The 16,257-nt window shown below is 67.4% G+C and carries 13 protein-coding genes; 7 read left to right on the top strand and 6 right to left on the bottom strand.

The features are described from left to right. Positions 1-102: 102 nt before the first annotated feature. Positions 103-2,829, top strand: coding sequence for a magnesium-translocating P-type ATPase (gene mgtA / locus ACAM55_RS05825; protein ID WP_369655099.1), 2,727 nt, complete (start codon positions 103-105; stop codon positions 2,827-2,829). A gap of 72 nt (positions 2,830-2,901) precedes the next feature. On the opposite strand, the gene ACAM55_RS05820 is transcribed toward mgtA, so the two are convergent. The 4 genes from ACAM55_RS05820 to xdhC form a co-directional block, all read right to left on the bottom strand. After that, positions 2,902-4,344 carry an NAD-dependent succinate-semialdehyde dehydrogenase gene (locus ACAM55_RS05820; protein ID WP_369655098.1) on the bottom strand — a complete coding sequence of 481 codons (1,443 nt, stop codon included), beginning with the start codon at positions 4,342-4,344 and terminating at the stop codon, positions 2,902-2,904. 170 nt (positions 4,345-4,514) lie between these two features. Continuing rightward, entirely contained in the window at positions 4,515-5,855 is a 1,341-nt protein-coding gene (locus ACAM55_RS05815; RefSeq protein WP_369655097.1) for a glycerate kinase, read from the bottom strand. A gap of 62 nt (positions 5,856-5,917) precedes the next feature. Then, on the bottom strand, positions 5,918-7,123 hold the full coding sequence (locus ACAM55_RS05810) for a urate hydroxylase PuuD (RefSeq protein ID WP_369655096.1): 1,206 nt from the start codon (positions 7,121-7,123) through the stop codon (positions 5,918-5,920). Positions 7,124-7,336: 213 nt separating this feature from the next. Beyond that, positions 7,337-8,143 (bottom strand): xanthine dehydrogenase accessory protein XdhC, encoded by an 807-nt coding sequence (xdhC, locus tag ACAM55_RS05805; protein ID WP_369655095.1) that lies wholly within the window; start codon positions 8,141-8,143, stop codon positions 7,337-7,339. A gap of 52 nt (positions 8,144-8,195) precedes the next feature. Between xdhC and ACAM55_RS05800 the strand changes: the two genes are divergently transcribed. Next, positions 8,196-8,690 (top strand): hypothetical protein, encoded by a 495-nt coding sequence (locus ACAM55_RS05800; protein ID WP_369655094.1) that lies wholly within the window; start codon positions 8,196-8,198, stop codon positions 8,688-8,690. A 59-nt stretch (positions 8,691-8,749) separates the two neighbouring features. On the opposite strand, the gene uraH is transcribed toward ACAM55_RS05800, so the two are convergent. Next, on the bottom strand, positions 8,750-9,100 hold the full coding sequence (uraH, locus tag ACAM55_RS05795) for a hydroxyisourate hydrolase (protein ID WP_369655093.1): 351 nt from the start codon (positions 9,098-9,100) through the stop codon (positions 8,750-8,752). An 83-nt stretch (positions 9,101-9,183) separates the two neighbouring features. Here uraH and ACAM55_RS05790 point away from each other — a divergent pair, with 83 nt between their 5' ends. From ACAM55_RS05790 to ACAM55_RS05775, 4 genes are all read left to right on the top strand, one after another. Next, entirely contained in the window at positions 9,184-9,858 is a 675-nt protein-coding gene (locus ACAM55_RS05790) for a GntR family transcriptional regulator (RefSeq protein ID WP_369655092.1), read from the top strand. A 129-nt stretch (positions 9,859-9,987) separates the two neighbouring features. Then, the gene (gene puuE, locus ACAM55_RS05785; RefSeq protein ID WP_369655091.1) at positions 9,988-10,953 is read left to right on the top strand and encodes an allantoinase PuuE; all 966 of its coding nucleotides are present in this window, start codon (positions 9,988-9,990) and stop codon (positions 10,951-10,953) included. A gap of 2 nt (positions 10,954-10,955) precedes the next feature. Continuing rightward, positions 10,956-12,758 (top strand): 2-oxo-4-hydroxy-4-carboxy-5-ureidoimidazoline decarboxylase, encoded by a 1,803-nt coding sequence (uraD, locus tag ACAM55_RS05780; protein ID WP_369655090.1) that lies wholly within the window; start codon positions 10,956-10,958, stop codon positions 12,756-12,758. A gap of 11 nt (positions 12,759-12,769) precedes the next feature. Next, positions 12,770-13,996, top strand: coding sequence for an ArgE/DapE family deacylase (locus tag ACAM55_RS05775; protein ID WP_369655089.1), 1,227 nt, complete (start codon positions 12,770-12,772; stop codon positions 13,994-13,996). Between the two features lie 7 nt (positions 13,997-14,003). Here the strand turns inward: ACAM55_RS05775 and ACAM55_RS05770 are convergent, their stop codons facing one another. Continuing rightward, on the bottom strand, positions 14,004-14,687 hold the full coding sequence (locus ACAM55_RS05770) for a GntR family transcriptional regulator (RefSeq protein WP_369655088.1): 684 nt from the start codon (positions 14,685-14,687) through the stop codon (positions 14,004-14,006). 139 nt (positions 14,688-14,826) lie between these two features. Here ACAM55_RS05770 and ACAM55_RS05765 point away from each other — a divergent pair, with 139 nt between their 5' ends. Beyond that, positions 14,827-16,257 carry an FAD-binding oxidoreductase gene (locus ACAM55_RS05765; RefSeq protein WP_369655087.1) on the top strand — a complete coding sequence of 477 codons (1,431 nt, stop codon included), beginning with the start codon at positions 14,827-14,829 and terminating at the stop codon, positions 16,255-16,257.

The following is a 16,257-nucleotide window of genomic DNA, read 5'->3' as shown; positions in this document are numbered from 1 at the left end:
CGATGACAACGAAGTGCAGCGCGCCGCGCCGCAGGGGGGCTCCCACGCCTGATTGACGCGGGAGGTTCTTCCCTTCGCGGCCCGCGCCGCGAAGGAAAAAAAGTGAAGAACGTCCTGAAGTCCTTTTTCGAAAGCTTTCTGCGCAGCCGCCGCATGCTGCATCACTTCGAGCGCTGGCAGACGCTGCTGGGCTCGAAGCCGGTGGGCGCGGCCTCGGCCGCCATGCCGGCCGACATCGCCAAGGCACTGGCCGGCGCATCGCGCACCGATGCCGGCGAACTGCTCGCAAGGCTCGACAGTTCGCCGCAGGGCCTTGGCGAAACCCAGGCACACGTGCTGCGCAGGCGCCTCGGCAGCAACGAGGTGCGCCACGAGCAGCCACTGCCGTGGTGGACGCATCTGTGGCAGTGCTACCGGAATCCGTTCAACCTGTTGCTGACGGTGCTGGCGCTGACCTCGTACGTGACCGAGGACATGAAGGCCACGCTCGTGATCGGCAGCATGGTGGCGCTGTCGACCGTGCTGCGCTTTTTTCAGGAGTCGCGCTCCAACAAGGCGGCCGAGCGGCTCAAGGCGATGGTGAGCAACACCGCCACCGTGCTGCGGCCCGAAGCCGACGCAGCCGCGGGCGCGCGCCGTGTCGAAGTACCGATGCGCGACCTGGTGCCGGGCGACGTGATCGCGCTCTCGGCCGGCGACATGATCCCGGCCGACTGCCGCCTGCTGGGTGCCAAGGACCTGTTCATCAGCCAGTCCGCCCTGACGGGCGAGGCCATGCCCGTGGAGAAGTTTTCCATCGACCGGGGCAACCTTGAAGCCGGCGTGCTGGAGCGCGAGAACCTGCTCTTCATGGGCACCAACGTGATCAGCGGCACCGCCACTGCGGTGATCGTGCACACCGGCGGCCGCACCTTCTTCGGTGCTCTCGCGCAGCGCGTGTCGGCCGCCGACAGTGGCACCAGCGCGTTCCAGGCCGGCATCAACCGCGTGAGCTGGGTGCTGATCCGCTTCATGCTGGTGATGGCGCCGCTGGTGCTGGTGATCAACGGCGTGGCCAAGGGCGACTGGTGGGAGGCGGCGCTGTTCGCGCTGTCGATCGCGGTCGGCCTCACACCCGAAATGCTGCCGATGATCGTGACCGCCACGCTCGCCAAGGGCGCGGTGGTGATGTCGCGCCGCAAGGTGATCGTGAAGCGGCTCGAGGCCATTCACAACTTCGGCGCCATGGACGTGCTGTGCACCGACAAGACCGGCACGCTGACGCAGGACCGCATCGTGCTGGAGCGCCACACCAACGCGTGGGGCGAAGTGTCGGACCACGTGCTGCAGCTCGCCTATCTGAACAGCTTTCATCAGACGGGCCTGAAGAATCTTCTGGACAAGGCCGTGCTGAACCACGCTGAGATGCAGCCCGGGACGCAGCTGCAGACGGCCTGGCGCAAGATCGACGAAGTGCCCTTCGACTTTTCTCGCCGCCGCATGTCGGTGGTGGTGGAGAACGGCGGCAGCGAGCACCTGCTGATCTGCAAGGGTGCGCTGGAAGAAGTCCTGTCGGTGTGCATTTCCGTCGAGCGCGGCGCCGAGGTGCTGGCGCTCGATGCCGAGCTGCTCGCGCGCATCCACCGTGTGGCGTCGGAGCTGAACGCGCAGGGGCTGCGCGTGGTGGCGGTGGCCAGCCAAACGTTGAAGGCCGAAGCGCGCAAGCCCGCCTACGGCGTGGCCGACGAATCAGGGCTCACGCTGCTGGGGTACGTGGCGTTTCTCGATCCGCCGAAGGAATCCACTGCTCCCGCGCTGCGCGCGCTGGCCGAACACGGCGTGACGGTGAAGGTGCTGACGGGCGACAACGAACTGGTCACGCGCAAGGTCTGCGGCGACGTGGGCATCGAAGCCGGCCACATCGTGCTGGGCCGCGAGATCGAGGATCTGCGCGATGAAGAACTGCGCGCGCTGGCCGAGCGGCACCAGGTGTTCGCCAAGCTCACGCCCGCGCACAAGGAGCGCATCGTGTGCGCCCTGCATGCCAACGGGCGGGTGGTCGGCTTCATGGGCGACGGCATCAACGACGCGCCGGCACTGCGCGCCGCCGACATCGGCATCTCGGTGGATGGCGCGGTGGACGTGGCCAAGGAGTCGGCGGACATCATCCTGCTGGAGAAGAGCCTGATGGTGCTGGAGCAAGGCGTGGTCGAGGGCCGCCGCACGTTCGCCAACATGCTGAAGTACATCAAGCTCACCGCGAGCTCGAACTTCGGCAACGTATTCTCGGTGCTGGTGGCGAGCGCGTTCCTGCCCTTCCTGCCGATGCTGCCGCTGCACCTTCTGGTGCAGAACCTGCTGTACGACGTGTCGCAGATCGCGATTCCGTTCGACAACGTCGACCCGGAGTTCCTGCGCAAGCCGCAGAGCTGGAACCCCACCGACCTGGGCCGCTTCATGGTGTTCTTCGGGCCGCTGAGCTCGGTGTTCGACATCATGACCTACGCCGTGATGTGGTTCGCGTTCTCGGCCAACACGGTGGCGAACCAGACGTTGTTCCAGTCGGGCTGGTTCGTCGAAGGCCTGCTGTCGCAGACGCTGATCGTGCACCTGATCCGCACGCGAAAGATCCCGTTCCTGCAAAGCCGCGCGGCCTGGCCGCTGCTGGCCATGGGCGCCGCCATTGCCGCGGCCGGCATCTGGCTGCCGATGGGGCGGCTCGCGCACTACTTCCGGCTGCAGGCGCTTCCGCTGGCCTACTTTCCATGGCTGGCAGCCATGCTGGCCGGCTATGCCTCTCTGACGCAAACGGTCAAGGGCTGGTATGCGCGGAGGTATGGATGGCAATGACCAGGAAAAAAAGGCGGCATCGCAGTGAAGCGATGCCGCCTTCCCAGAACGGGGCAGATCAGGCTCGGCGCCTTACACGCTCATGATCGACACGGCCTTGGTGTTCAGGTAGGCCTCGAGTGCCTCGGGGCCGCCTTCGGAGCCGTAGCCCGAATCCTTCACGCCGCCGAACGGCATTTCGGGCGAGGGCGCTGCGGGCTGGTTGATCCACAGCATGCCGAGCTCGAGCTTCTGGCTCAGCAGGTGCGCGTTCTTGATCGACTTGGTGAAGGCGTAGCCGGCCAGGCCGAACGGCAGGCGGTTGGCTTCGGCAATGGCTTCCTCGAGCGTGTCGAAGCCGCGGATCGCCGCGATGGGGCCGAAGGGTTCGTTGTTGAACACGTCGGCATCGAGCGGCACGTCGGTCAGCACGGTGGGTGCGAAGAAGTTGCCCGTGTCGCCGACGCGTTCGCCGCCGGCGGCCACGGTGGCGCCCTTCTTGCGCGCATCGTCCAGCACGTGGGCCATGGCCGTGAGGCGGCGCGCATTGGCGAGCGGGCCGAGGGTCGTGCCTTCGGCCAGGCCGTCGCCGAGCTTCAGGCCTTCGGTGTACTTCACGAGCGTGCGGGCGAATTCCTCGCGCAGGCTGTTGTGCACCAGGAAACGGGTGGGCGAGATGCAGACCTGGCCCGCATTGCGGAACTTGGCGGCACCCGCTGCCTTGACGGCCAGCGCCACGTCGGCGTCTTCGGCCACGATGACCGGCGCATGGCCGCCCAGCTCCATGGTGACGCGCTTCATGTGCGAGCCGGCCAGCGCGGCCAGCTGCTTGCCGACCGGCGTGGAACCCGTGAAGGTCACCTTGCGGATGATCGGGTGCGAGATCAGGTAGTTCGAAATCTCGGCCGGGTTGCCGAACACCAGGCCCACGGTGCCGGGCGGAATGCCGGCATCGACAAAAGCCTGCAGCAGCGCGGCGGGCGATGCCGGGGTTTCCTCGGGCGCCTTCACCAGGAACGAGCAGCCGGTGGCCAGCGCTGCGCCGAGCTTGCGCACGATCTGGTTGATGGGGAAGTTCCAGGGCGTGAACGCGGCGACGGGACCCAGCGGCTCCTTGATCACCAGCTGCTGTGCAGCCAGGTTGCGCGAGGGCACGATGCGGCCGTAGACGCGGCGGCCTTCGTCGGCGAACCATTCGATGATGTCGGCGGCGGCCAGCGTTTCGCCCTTGGCTTCGGCCAGCGGCTTGCCTTGTTCCTGCGTGAGCAGCTTGGCGATTTCGGGGGCGCGTTCGCGGATCAGGCCGGCGGCGCGGCGCATGATGGCGGCGCGCTCGTTGGCGGGGGTGTTGCGCCACTTTTCAAAGCCGCGCTGGGCGGCGGCCAGGGCGCGATCGAGGTCGGCGATGCTGGCATGCGCCACCTTGCCGATGGCCTTGCCGGTGGCCGGGTTCACGACGTCCAGCGTCTTGCCGCCAGTGGCGTCGACCCATTCGTTGTCGATCAGCAGGCGGGTGTCGGTGTAGGTGGCGGTCATGGCGAACTTTTCCTTCGAGGACTGGATGGTGAAAAGGGGGAAATCTGGATGCGCGGCGCGGCACCCCGGAGGGTGCGCCTTGCGACAGCGGCGGCAATTTGCCGCCGGGTGCATAGATTAACCCGAGTTCGCGAAGCCCGCCGGAGCCGGGAATCCGGCCCCTCCTGCCGCTACAGGATCAGGAGCGCGCGGAAGTCGTTGACGTTGGTGTTCGTGGGGCCGGTCACGAACAGATCGCCGATGGCGTCGAAGTAGCCGTAGGCGTCGTTGCGGTCGAGGTGGTCCGACAGCTTCTTGCCCGCAGCGGCGGCGCGGGCCAGCGTGTCTGGCGCCACGAAGGCGCCGGCGTTGTCTTCCACGCCGTCGATGCCGTCGGTGTCGGCGGCCAGCGCCCACACCCGCGGCTGGCCCATGAGCGCGCCGGCCAGCCCCATGCAAAGCTCGCCGGCCCGGCCGCCGCGGCCCTTGGCCTGGCCAGGCTGGCGCGGGCGGATGGTGACGGTGGTTTCGCCGCCCGAAAGAATGACGCAGGGCCGCGCGAAGGGCTGGCCCCGGTGCGCCACGGCGCGCGCCAGCGCGGCATGCACCTTGCCGACCTCGCGCGATTCGCCTTCGATCTCGTCGCTGAGGATGTGCGCCTCGATGCCGGCTTCACGCGCCGCCTTGGCCGCGGCTTCGAGCGATTGCTGCGGCGTGGCGATCAGGTGGACTTCGTGGCCCGCGAACACCGCGTCGCCCGGCTTCGGGGTTTCGAGCGCTGCGCTTTCGAGTTGGGCGCGCACCGGCGCAGGCACCTCGATGCCGTAGCGCTCGAGGATGGCGAGCGCATCGGCGCAGGTGGTCGCGTCGGGCACCGTGGGGCCGCTCGCGATGACGGCGGCGTCGTCGCCCGGCACGTCGCTGATGGTGAGCGTCACCACGCGCGCTGGCGCACAGGCCGCGGCCAGCCGGCCGCCCTTGATGCGCGACAGGTGCTTGCGCACGCAGTTCATCTCGCCGATGCCGGCACCGCTGTCGAGCAGCTGCTTGTTGATGCGCTGCTTGTCGGCCAGCGTGAGGCCTTCGGCCGGCAAGACGAGCAGCGAAGAGCCACCGCCCGAGATCAGGCACAGCACAAGGTCGTCGGCCGTGAGGCCCTGGGTCAATGCCAGGATGCGCTCCGCGGCCTGCTGCCCCGCTGCGTCGGGCACCGGATGCGCGGCCTCGACGAGCTCGATGCGTTGCGGCACGCCTTCGGGGCGTGGCGGAATGTGGTCGTAGCGCGTGACGACCAGGCCCGACAGCGGCGCATCGGCCGGCCACAGGGCTTCGAGCGCCTGCACCATCGAGCCGCCGGCCTTGCCGGCGCCGAGCACCAGCGTGCGGCCCTTGGGCGGCGGCGGCAGGTGGGCGCCCAGCGTGGACAGCGGCAGCGCGCGGTCCACCGCCACGCGGTAGAGGTGTTCGAGAAAGGCGCGCGGGGCTTCGCGCGGGTCGGGTGCGGGCACTGAGGCCAGGTTCGATGCGGTCATGGCTTGCTTGTCTCCAACCGGCGATTGTGCGGCGAACGGCGGCCCGCCTCCTTGACCGCGGTCTAGTTTGTCTTCGCGCCGGCTTGGAACCAGCGGCCGATCAGGGCGCGCTCGTCGTCGGTGATACCCGTCGCGTTGTTCATCGGCATGATCTTGGTCACCACGACCTGCTGGTAGATCGCTTGCGCATGCGCCGCCACCTGGTCGGGCGTGTCGACGCGCACGTTCTTCATCTGCACGGCCGCGCCATGGCACATGAAGCAGCGCTGCTCCAGCACCTTCTGCACGTCCTTGTAGGCGACGGCGGGCGCCGCGGCGGCGGCCACGGGGGCGGCGGCCGGCTCGGGCTTCATCCAGACGATGCTGAGGCCCAGCACCACGATGCCGATCAGCGCGTAGGGCAGCGGATTGCCCGCGTTGCCGAGCTTGAAGCGGTGGCGCACCACGAAGAACTGCCGGATGGCCGCGCCGCCGAGCATGATCAGCAGCAGCACGATCCAGTTGTATTTGTGCGTGTAGGTGAAGCTGTAATGGTTGCTGAGCATCGCAAACAGCACCGGCAGCGTGAAGTAGGTGTTGTGCACGCTGCGCTGCTTGCCGCGCTGCCCGTGCACCGGATCGACCGGCCGGCCTTCGCGCAGCGCCTGCACGTTCTTTCGCTGGCCCGGAATGATCCAGAAGAACACGTTGCCGCTCATCGTGGTGGCCATCATGGCGCCCACCAGCAAGAAGGCCGCGCGGCCCGCGAACCACTGGCAGGCGAGCCAGGTCGCGAACACGATGAAGACGGCGATCAGCACGCCGACGATGGTGTCGCCGTTCTTGCGGCGGCCGAAGAGCTGGCAGATGCCGTCGTAGACCATCCAGAACACGACGAAGAAAGCCAGCGCCACCCCGATGGCGGCGCCGGGCTGCCAGTCCATCTTCGACTTGTCGATCAGGTAGGTGCTGGCGTTCCACAGGTACGACATGGTGAAGAGCGCAAAGCCCGTGAGCCAGGTGCTGTAGCTCTCCCAATATGACCAGTGCAGGTGGTCCGGCAGCTTCCTGGGCGCCAGCGCGTACTTCTGCATGTTGTAGAAGCCGCCGCCGTGCACGGCCCATTGCTCGCCGCCCACGCCCTTGTCGAGCGATTCGGGGTCCTGCGGCTTCTCGAGGCTGTTGTCCAGCATCACGAAGTAGAAGGAGGCGCCGATCCAGGCGATGGCGGTGATGACGTGGACCCAGCGCAGCAGCAGGTTGGCCCAGTCGAGGTAGTAGCTTTCCATGTGCTCTCTCTCAACCCTTCAGGCGCGTGGGGCGCCGCAAAGGGGTTTCAGCCTGCTCACCACTGCGGGCGCTGTAAGCAGAGAAAGTGCCGCGAACGCAGGCTCCATGGAATGGGCCTCGCTCCGCTGCGGCTTGTTGTGGACCGAAAGTGTATACAGTTTTGGCAAGAGGCGGAATGCTTTTTTGGGGCGTCACCGCCGGGAAAACCCTGTTCAGCCCAGCGATTGCAACAACTGTGCCGCCACCGCGACTGCGATCACTTCAGGCTCCTTGCCGGTGATGCCGGGCACGCCGATGGGGCAGGTGATGCGGGCCAGCTCTTCGGGCGTGAAGCCGCGCGCCTCGAGCCGGTGGCTGAACGTGGCCCATTTGGTCTTGCTGCCGATCAGGCCGATGTACGGCAGGTCGCCTTGGGTGCGCAGGCGCTTGAGGCAGGCGATGACGATGTCCAGGTCTTCGGCGTGGCTGAAGCTCATGATCAGCACCCGGCTGCCCGGTGAGAGGCTGGCCACGGCGTCCTGCACGGGCTCGGAATGCTCGGTGTCGATCTGCGCGGGCAGCGCCTCGGGGAACACGCCGTCGCGGCTGTCGATCCAGCGCACGGTGAACGGCAGGCTGGCCAGAAGCCGCGCCAACGCTGCGCCCACATGGCCGCCGCCAAACAGCGCCACCGGCTTGAGCTGCGCGACCAGTTCGCGCTGCAACGCCGCCGCATCGGCGGACGTGATGCGGCTATAGGCGAGAAACACCACGCCGCCGCAGCACTGGCCCAGGCTCGGGCCGAGCGGATAGCGCTGGATGCCGTCGATCGCGCGCTGGCCGGCGAGCAATTCGCGCGCCTCCTGCGTGGCCTGGAATTCGAGCTGGCCGCCGCCGATGGTGCCCGTGAGTCCTTCGGCCCACACCGCCATCCAGGTGCCTGCCTCGCGCGGCGCCGAGCCCTGCGTCGATTCGACGCGCACCAGCACTGCGTCTTCGCGCGCGAGACGGGCCAGCAGTTGATCGACCAAGCCGTTCATTTCCGATACCTTCGGTTGCGGGTTTGCACGAGACTCACGGTATAACCCGACGATGAACCGTCAGCTTACGCCGCGCCGCCTTGCATTGGCGGCATCCGTTCTTTCTGCCGCACTCTGGCTCGCCGGCTGCGGGAGCCCTGCCGCCGTTCCCGGTCAGATCAGCGAGGTCAAGGCCGAACGGAGCGTGATCGCTGCCGTGCCGCGCGGATCGAACGCAGCCACCGCGCGCGAGTACCGCCGCGATGCCGCGCGCCACATCTACGAGGCCAACAAGTCCCGCATCTTCAGCGGCCAGCTGCCGCCCATGCTCTATGCCGTCGGCACGCTGCAGGTCAACCTCGATGCCGGCGGCAAGGTGGTGTCGCTGCACTGGATGCGCGCACCCAAGCACGCCCCCGAGGTCATCGCCGAAATCGAGCGCGCCGTCCTGCAGGCCTCGCCCTTCCCTCCCGCCACGCGCCTCGGTGCGGTCACGTGGACCGACACCTGGCTCTGGGACAAGAGCGGGCGCTTCCAACTCGACACCCTGACCGAAGGGCAGCAATAACAGGCTCACCCCCGGTCTTCGCGCACACATGCGTCGCCGCATGAGGACGGGACCAGCGATCACGACCCGCGGTAGGTGGAATAGCTCCACGGGGTCACGAGCAGCGGCACGTGGTAGTGCTGGTCGGTGTGCGCCACGCCGAAGTCCAGCGACACCTTATTGAGGAAATTGGGCTCGGGCAGCTTCACGCCGCGCGCCTTGAAATAACCCGCCACGTCGAACACCAGCCGGTAGGTGCCGACCTTGAGCGAGTCGTTGTCGTAGAGCGGCCCGTCGCTGCGGCCGTCCGAATTCAGCGTGAAGCGCTTCACCAGCGTGGCGGCGTCGCCTTGGGTGGTGTAAAGCGCCACCTCCATGCCGGCCGCGGGGCCGCCGTGCATCGTGTCGAGTACGTGGGTGCTCAGGCCCATGGGGCGCTCCTTCATCAGAACAAAAATCGTGCGGGAAATTCCGGTGGACAAAAGTGTATACAGTTACCGGCTTTGGGTCTATCATGAAAAACATGGAGTCCTCCACCACCCGTTCGATCGTCGACGCGCTGACCAAGGCGATCGTCGAGCACCGGCTGCAGCCCGGCACCAAGCTGGCTGAGCAAAAGCTGGCCGACCACTTCGGAGTGTCGCGCACGCTGGTGCGCCAGGCGCTGTTCCAGCTGTCGCAGAACAAGCTCATTCGCCTGGAGCCGGCGCGCGGCGCCTTCGTGGCCGCACCCGCGGTCGACGAGGCCAGGCAGGTGTTCAAGGTACGGCGCATGCTCGAAGCCGAGATGACGCGCGAGTTCGTGCGCACCGTCACGCCCGCGAAGATCAAGGCGCTCAAGGAGCATGTGGCGCTCGAAAAATCGGCCGTGTCGGGCGAAGACATCTCGGGCCGCACCGAGTTGCTCGGCGACTTCCACGTGCGCATGGCCGAGCTCATGGGCAACACGGTGCTGGCGCAGATCCTCGGCGAACTCATCTCGCGCTGCGCCCTCATCACGCTCATGTACCAGAGCGCCAGCGCGGCCGAGCATTCCAACGACGAGCACGCCGACATCGTGAAGGCGCTGGCCGCGCGCGACGAGGAGCGCGCCGTGCGCCTCATGACCGAACACCTGGAGCACGTCGAGGCCAACCTGACCTTCGACCGCAAAGTTCCGACCAACGACATCTCGCTGGCGCTGTCATGACCCACCCCCGTTGCTGCTCACTTCGTGTAGCCGCCTCCCCCTCAAGGGGGCAACACCAGTGGCCCGGCAAAGCCGGTTCCACGGTGTTTCCCGAATGAGCCGCGACCACCTGACACGATCGCTCTTGATATGACCGTCTACGACACCACCCTGCCCTACCCGCGCGACCTCGTCGGCTACGGCCGCAACCCGCCGCACGCCCAATGGCCCGGCGGCGCGCGCATCGCGGTGCAGTTCGTCCTCAACTACGAAGAGGGCGGCGAGAACGCCACGCTGCACGGCGACGCGGGCTCCGAACAATTCCTCTCCGAGATGTTCAACCCGGCGAGCTTCCCGGACCGGCACATCAGCATGGAAGGCATCTACGAATACGGCTCGCGCGCCGGCGTGTGGCGCATCCTGCGCGAGTTCGAGAAGCGCGGCCTGCCGCTCACCGTCTTCGGCGTGGGCATGGCGCTCGCGCGCTACCCCGAGCTGGCCGCGGCCTTCAAGGAGCTGGGCCACGAGATCGCCTGCCACGGCTGGCGCTGGATCCACTACCAGAACCTCGACGAGGCCACCGAGCGCGAGCACATGCGCCTGGGCATGGAAGCCATCGAGAAGCTCACGGGCGAACGAGCCCTGGGCTGGTACACCGGCCGCGACAGCCCGCGCACGCGCCGCCTCGTGGCCGACTACGGCGGCTTCGAATACGACAGCGACTATTACGGCGACGACCTGCCCTTCTGGATGAAGGTGCAGAAGACCGACGGCACGGTGGTGCCCCAGCTCATCGTCCCCTACACGCTGGACTGCAACGACATGCGCTTTGCGCTGCCGCAGGGTTACTCGCACGCCGACCCGTTCTTCCAGTACATGAAAGACACCTTCGACGCGCTCTATGCCGAAGGCGATCCGCAAGGCGACAACAGCCCCAAGATGATGAGCATCGGCATGCACTGCCGGCTGCTCGGGCGGCCCGGCCGCATCACGGCGCTGCAGCGCTTTCTCGATCACATCGGCCAGCACGACGGCGTGTGGGTCTGCCGGCGCCTGGACATCGCACGCCACTGGAAGCAGGCCCATCCGTTCGAAACGGCCACCAAAGGAAGCTGACCATGAGCCTCACCATCGAACAACTCAACGCAGCCGCGCCGGCCGAAGCCGTCGCGCTGCTCGACGGCATCTACGAGCACTCGCCCTGGATCGCCCAGCGCGCACTGGCCGCACGCCCCTTCCGCTCGCTCGCGCACCTCAAGCATGCGCTGGTGCAGGCGCTGGCCGCGTCGTCGGCCGATGAGCAGATCGGCCTGATTCGCGCCCACCCCGAACTCGCGGGCAAGGCCATGGTGAGCAAGACGCTGACCGCCGAATCGACCAACGAGCAAAGCAAGGCCGGCCTGACCGACTGCACGCCCGACGAGTTCGCGAAGATCCAGCAGCTCAACGCCGACTACAACGCGAAGTTCGGCTTTCCGTTCATCCTCGCGGTGCGCGGGCCGCGCGGCACGGGCCTGTCCAAACGCGAGATCATCGACACCTTCGAGCGCCGGCTGTTCAACCACCCGGCCTTCGAGCTCGGCGAAGCGCTGCGCAACATCCATCGCATTGCCGAGATCCGGCTCGACGACAAGTTCGGCGCCAACATCTCGCTCGGCAACGACGTGTGGGACTGGCAGGAAGCGCTCTCGGTGCACACCGATCCCGGCTATGCCGAAAAGGGCCAGCTCACCGTCACCTACCTGACCGACGCGCACCGCGCCTGTGCCGCGCAGATCTCCGGCCTGATGCGCGAGTGCGGCTTCGACTCGGTGCACATCGATGCGGTCGGCAACGTGGTGGGCCGCTATGAAGCCGCAGGCTTCATCGAAGGTTCTGGCGTCACGCCCGATGCGAAGGCCCTCCTCACCGGCTCGCACTACGACACCGTGCGCAACGGCGGCAGGTACGACGGCCGCCTGGGCATCTTCGTGCCGATGGCCTGCGTTCGCGAGCTCAAGCGCCAAGGCAGGCGCCTGCCCTTCGCTTTCGAGGTGGTGGGTTTTGCCGAAGAAGAAGGCCAGCGCTACAAGGCCACCTTTCTAGGGTCGGGCGCACTCATCGGCCACTTCGACCCGCGCTGGCTCGACCAGAAGGATGCCGACGGCGTCACCATGCGCGAGGCCATGCAGAACGCGGGCCTCAGGCCGGAAGACATTCCGAAGATCCAGCGCGATCCGGCGCGCTACCTCGGCTTTGTCGAGGTGCACATCGAACAGGGGCCGGTGCTCACCGAACTCGACCTGCCGCTGGGCATCGTCACCTCCATCAACGGCAGCGTGCGCTACGTGGGCGAAGTGATCGGCATGGCCAGCCACGCCGGCACCACGCCGATGGACCGCCGCCGCGACGCGGCCGCCGCGGCGGCCGAACTCATTCTGTACACCGAGCAGCGCGCCGCGAAAGACGGCGACTCGGTCGGCACCGTGGGCATGCTCGAAGTGCCCAGCGGCTCGATCAACGTGGTGCCGGGCCGCTGCAAGTTCAGCCTCGACCTGCGCGCGCCCAACAACACCCAGCGCGATGCGCTTGCCACCGACGTGGTCGACGAACTGAAAGCCATCTGCGAGCGCCGCGGCGTGCGCTATGAGCTCGAGGAGACCATGCGCGCCGCCGCCGCGCCCAGCGCGCCCGCCTGGCAGCAGCGCTGGGAGAAGGCCGTCGATGCGCTGGGCATTCCGCTCTTCCGCATGCCCAGCGGCGCCGGCCACGATGCGATGAAGCTGCACGAGGTGATGCCGCAGGCCATGCTCTTCGTGCGCGGCATCAACTCGGGCATCAGCCACAACCCGCTCGAATCGAGCACCAACGACGACATTCAATTGGCCGTGCAGGCCTTCCAGCACCTGCTGGACAACCTCGCCGCCGAACAAGCTCACTGAAAAGAAAAAACATGACCGACTACGCCAAGCTCGACGCCTGGATCGACGCCCACTTCGACGAGGAAGTGCAGTTCCTGCAGCAACTGGTGCGCGTGCCCACCGACACGCCGCCCGGCAACAACGCGCCGCATGCCGAGCGCACGGCCGAGCTGCTGAAAGATTTCGGCCTTGAGGCCGAGAAGCATGCCGTGCCGGCACAGGAGGTGAAGGACTACGGCCTCGAATCGCTCACCAACCTGATCGTGCGCCGCCAATACGGGAGCGGCGGCCGCACCGTGGCGCTCAACGCGCACGGCGACGTGGTGCCGCCTGGAGACGGCTGGACGCACGACCCTTATGGCGGCGAGATCGAAGGCGGCAGCCTCTACGGCCGCGCAGCCGCCGTGAGCAAGAGCGATTTCGCGAGCTTCACCTTCGCGCTGCGCGCGCTCGAAGCCGCGGCCAAGCCGACCAAGGGCAGCGTCGAACTGCACTTCACCTACGACGAGGAATTCGGCGGCATCCTCGGCCCGGGCTGGCTGCTCAAGCAAGGCCTCACCAGGCCCAACCTGATGATCGCGGCCGGTTTCAGCTACGAGGTGGTCACGGCCCACAACGGCTGCCTGCAGATGGAAGTGACGGTGCACGGCAAGATGGCCCACGCGGCCATTCCGACGACCGGGGTCGATGCCTTGCAGGGCGCGGTGAAGATCCTCAATGCGCTCTACGCACAGAACACGCTCTACCAGCAGGTGACGTCGAAGGTCGAAGGTATCACGCACCCCTACCTCAACGTGGGCCGCATCGAAGGCGGCACCAACACCAACGTGGTGCCCGGCAAGGTGGTGTTCAAGCTCGACCGCCGCATGATCCCCGAAGAGAACCCGGTCGAGGTCGAGGCGACGATCCGCAAGGTGATCGCCGATGCGGCCGCCGAGAGCGCCGGCATCACGGTGGAGATCAAGCGCCTGCTGCTCGCCAATTCGATGCAGCCGCTGGCTGGCAACAAGCCGCTGGTCGATGCCATCCAGAAGCACGGCCAGGAACTGTTCGGCGAGCCGATCAAGGCCATGGGCACGCCGCTTTACACCGACGTGCGCCTCTACGGAGAAGCCGGCATTCCGGGCGTGATCTACGGCGCGGGGCCGCGCACCGTGCTCGAGTCGCACGCCAAGCGCAACGACGAGCGCGTGGTGCTCGAAGACCTGCGCCGCGCCACCAAGGTGATTGCGCGCACGCTGAGCGACCTGCTGGCCTGAGCTTTTCTTACGCGGCGGTCCGCGTCTTCAGGCTGGCGACATAGCTGTTGCGCGTGCCGGTGACGTGGGCGCGCATCAGCTTTTCGAACTTGGCGAAATCGCCGGCACGGAACAGCGCGAGAAGCTGCGAGTGCTGCTCGAAGCCCGCTGTGTGCAGCACATCGGCCGGCGCTGAAAGGTGCGTGCGCAGCGCCGCGATCTTGGTCGCCGCGGTGGCGTAGGCGGCTTGCATGTACGGGTTGCCGCAGTGTTCGAAGAAGGCCTCGTGCAGCCGCGTATCGGCACGCCCATAGCGCACCGCGTCGCGCGCCGCGCGCGCCTCTTCCATCTCGTCGATCGCCGCCTGCAGTGCCGCGGCCGCGGCGTCGCGCGCGTTCTGGTACGCGAGTTCGGCCGCGCGCGGCTCCAGCAGGCAGCGGAATTCGCAAATCGCCGTGATGTCGGCCTCGCTGGGCTCGAACACGTAACTGCCGCGCTGCGGCCGTATCACCACCAGTCCCGCCAGCTGCAGCAGGTTCAGCGCCTCGCGCACCGGCGTGCGGCTGACGCCGAACGAGGTCGCGAGCGACTCCTCCGGAATCATCGCGCCCAAGGCAAATTCGCCGTCGATGATGGCTTCGCGCAGGCGCTGCGCCACCTGGGACGCGAGTGATTTGGGGGCTTCGATCTTGAATCGGGTGGTTGGTGGCACGGCGCAATGGACTGTTGAGACTGGGCGGAAACGACCGGGTTGCTTATAGCCGACCAGCGCCGGCAAACGGAAGTCGGTGCAAATACCGATGTCCTAGTACCTTACATACAAGATGATACCGCCAACTTTCTTCGAACGGATGGCCATGTCTCTTGTGTCCCCTGCGGCTGTGCCACAGCCCCTGCTCGCACTGCGCGATGCCCTCGGCGAGACTTGCGTGCTGATCGGCGAGGCTGTGCCCCAGCGCAACCGCAACGACTGGAGCACCCAGCCGCCGACACACCCGCTAGCGGTGGTCCGCCCGGTCGATGCGGCAGGCGTTTCCGCGGCGTTGAAGGCCTGCCGCGCTGCCGGCCTCTCGGTGGTGCCCCAGGGAGGGTTGACCGGCCTGTGCGGCGGCGCCCGCCCCGAAGACGGCTGGGTGGCCCTGTCGCTGGAGCGCATGGTCGGCATCGAGGAGATCGACCCCGCCAGCGCCACGATGACGGTGCTTGCCGGCACGCCGCTCGAGCTGGTGCAGCGCGCGGCGGCCGAGGCCGGCTTCTATTTCGCGCTCGACCTGGGCGCGCGCGGCTCCTGCGCCATCGGCGGCAACCTGTCGACCAATGCGGGCGGCAACCGCGTGATCCGCTACGGCATGGCGCGCGAACTGGTGCTCGGCCTGGAGGTCGTGCTGCCCGACGGCACCGTGATGACCAGCCTCAACAAGATGCTGAAGAACAACGCCGGCTACGACCTCAAGCACCTGTTCATCGGCAGCGAGGGCACGCTGGGCATCATCACCCGCATCGTGCTGCGCCTGCATCCGCAGCCGGGCTGCACGCTGTCGGCGCTGTGCGCCCTGCCCGACTACGACGGCGTGGTGCGCCTGCTGGGTGCCGCGCGCGGCGGCCTGGGGCCTTTGCTCTCGGCCTTCGAGGTGATGTGGCCCGACTACTGGCAGGTGGTGACCGAGCGGGTGGGCGTGCGCGATCCGCTGACCGGCGTGGCCGGCGGCGCAGGGCACGGGCACTACGTGCTCGTCGAAGTGCAGGGCACCGACGAGGCGATCGACGGCCCGCGCTTCCAGCGCTGGCTCGAGCGGCTGATGGAAGACGGCGCGCTGGCCGACGCGGCGGTGGCGCAGTCGGTGGCCGACACGCAGTCGTTCTGGGCGCTGCGCGATGCCTGTGCCGAGTTCTTTCCCACGCTGGGCCCGCACGTTTCCTATGACGTCGGTCTCGCCGTGAAGTCGATGGACGCTTATGTGCGCGCCTGCAAGGCGGCGCTGGCCGCGCGCATCCCTGGCTGCGAGAGCGTCTACTACGGCCACATCGGCGATGGCAACCTGCACCTGGTGGCGTGGGTTTCCGGCCTCTCCGTGGAGCACCAGCCCAAGGACGCGATGGACGAAGTGATCTACGGCCTGGTGCGCGAGTTCGGCGGCACGGTGTCGGCCGAGCACGGCATCGGCACCGCGAAGAAACGCTGGCTCGGCCATGCGCGCAGCCCCGAGGAGATCGCGCTGATGAAGACGCTGAAGGCCGCCCTCGACCCCACGGGCCTGCTCAACCCCGGCAAGGTGATCTGA

This window comes from Variovorax sp. V213 (genome assembly GCF_041154455.1).
Lineage (GTDB): Bacteria > Pseudomonadota > Gammaproteobacteria > Burkholderiales > Burkholderiaceae_C > Variovorax.
Note: the sequence above shows the minus strand (reverse complement) of the source record. Positions and strands in the feature narration are given on the sequence as shown.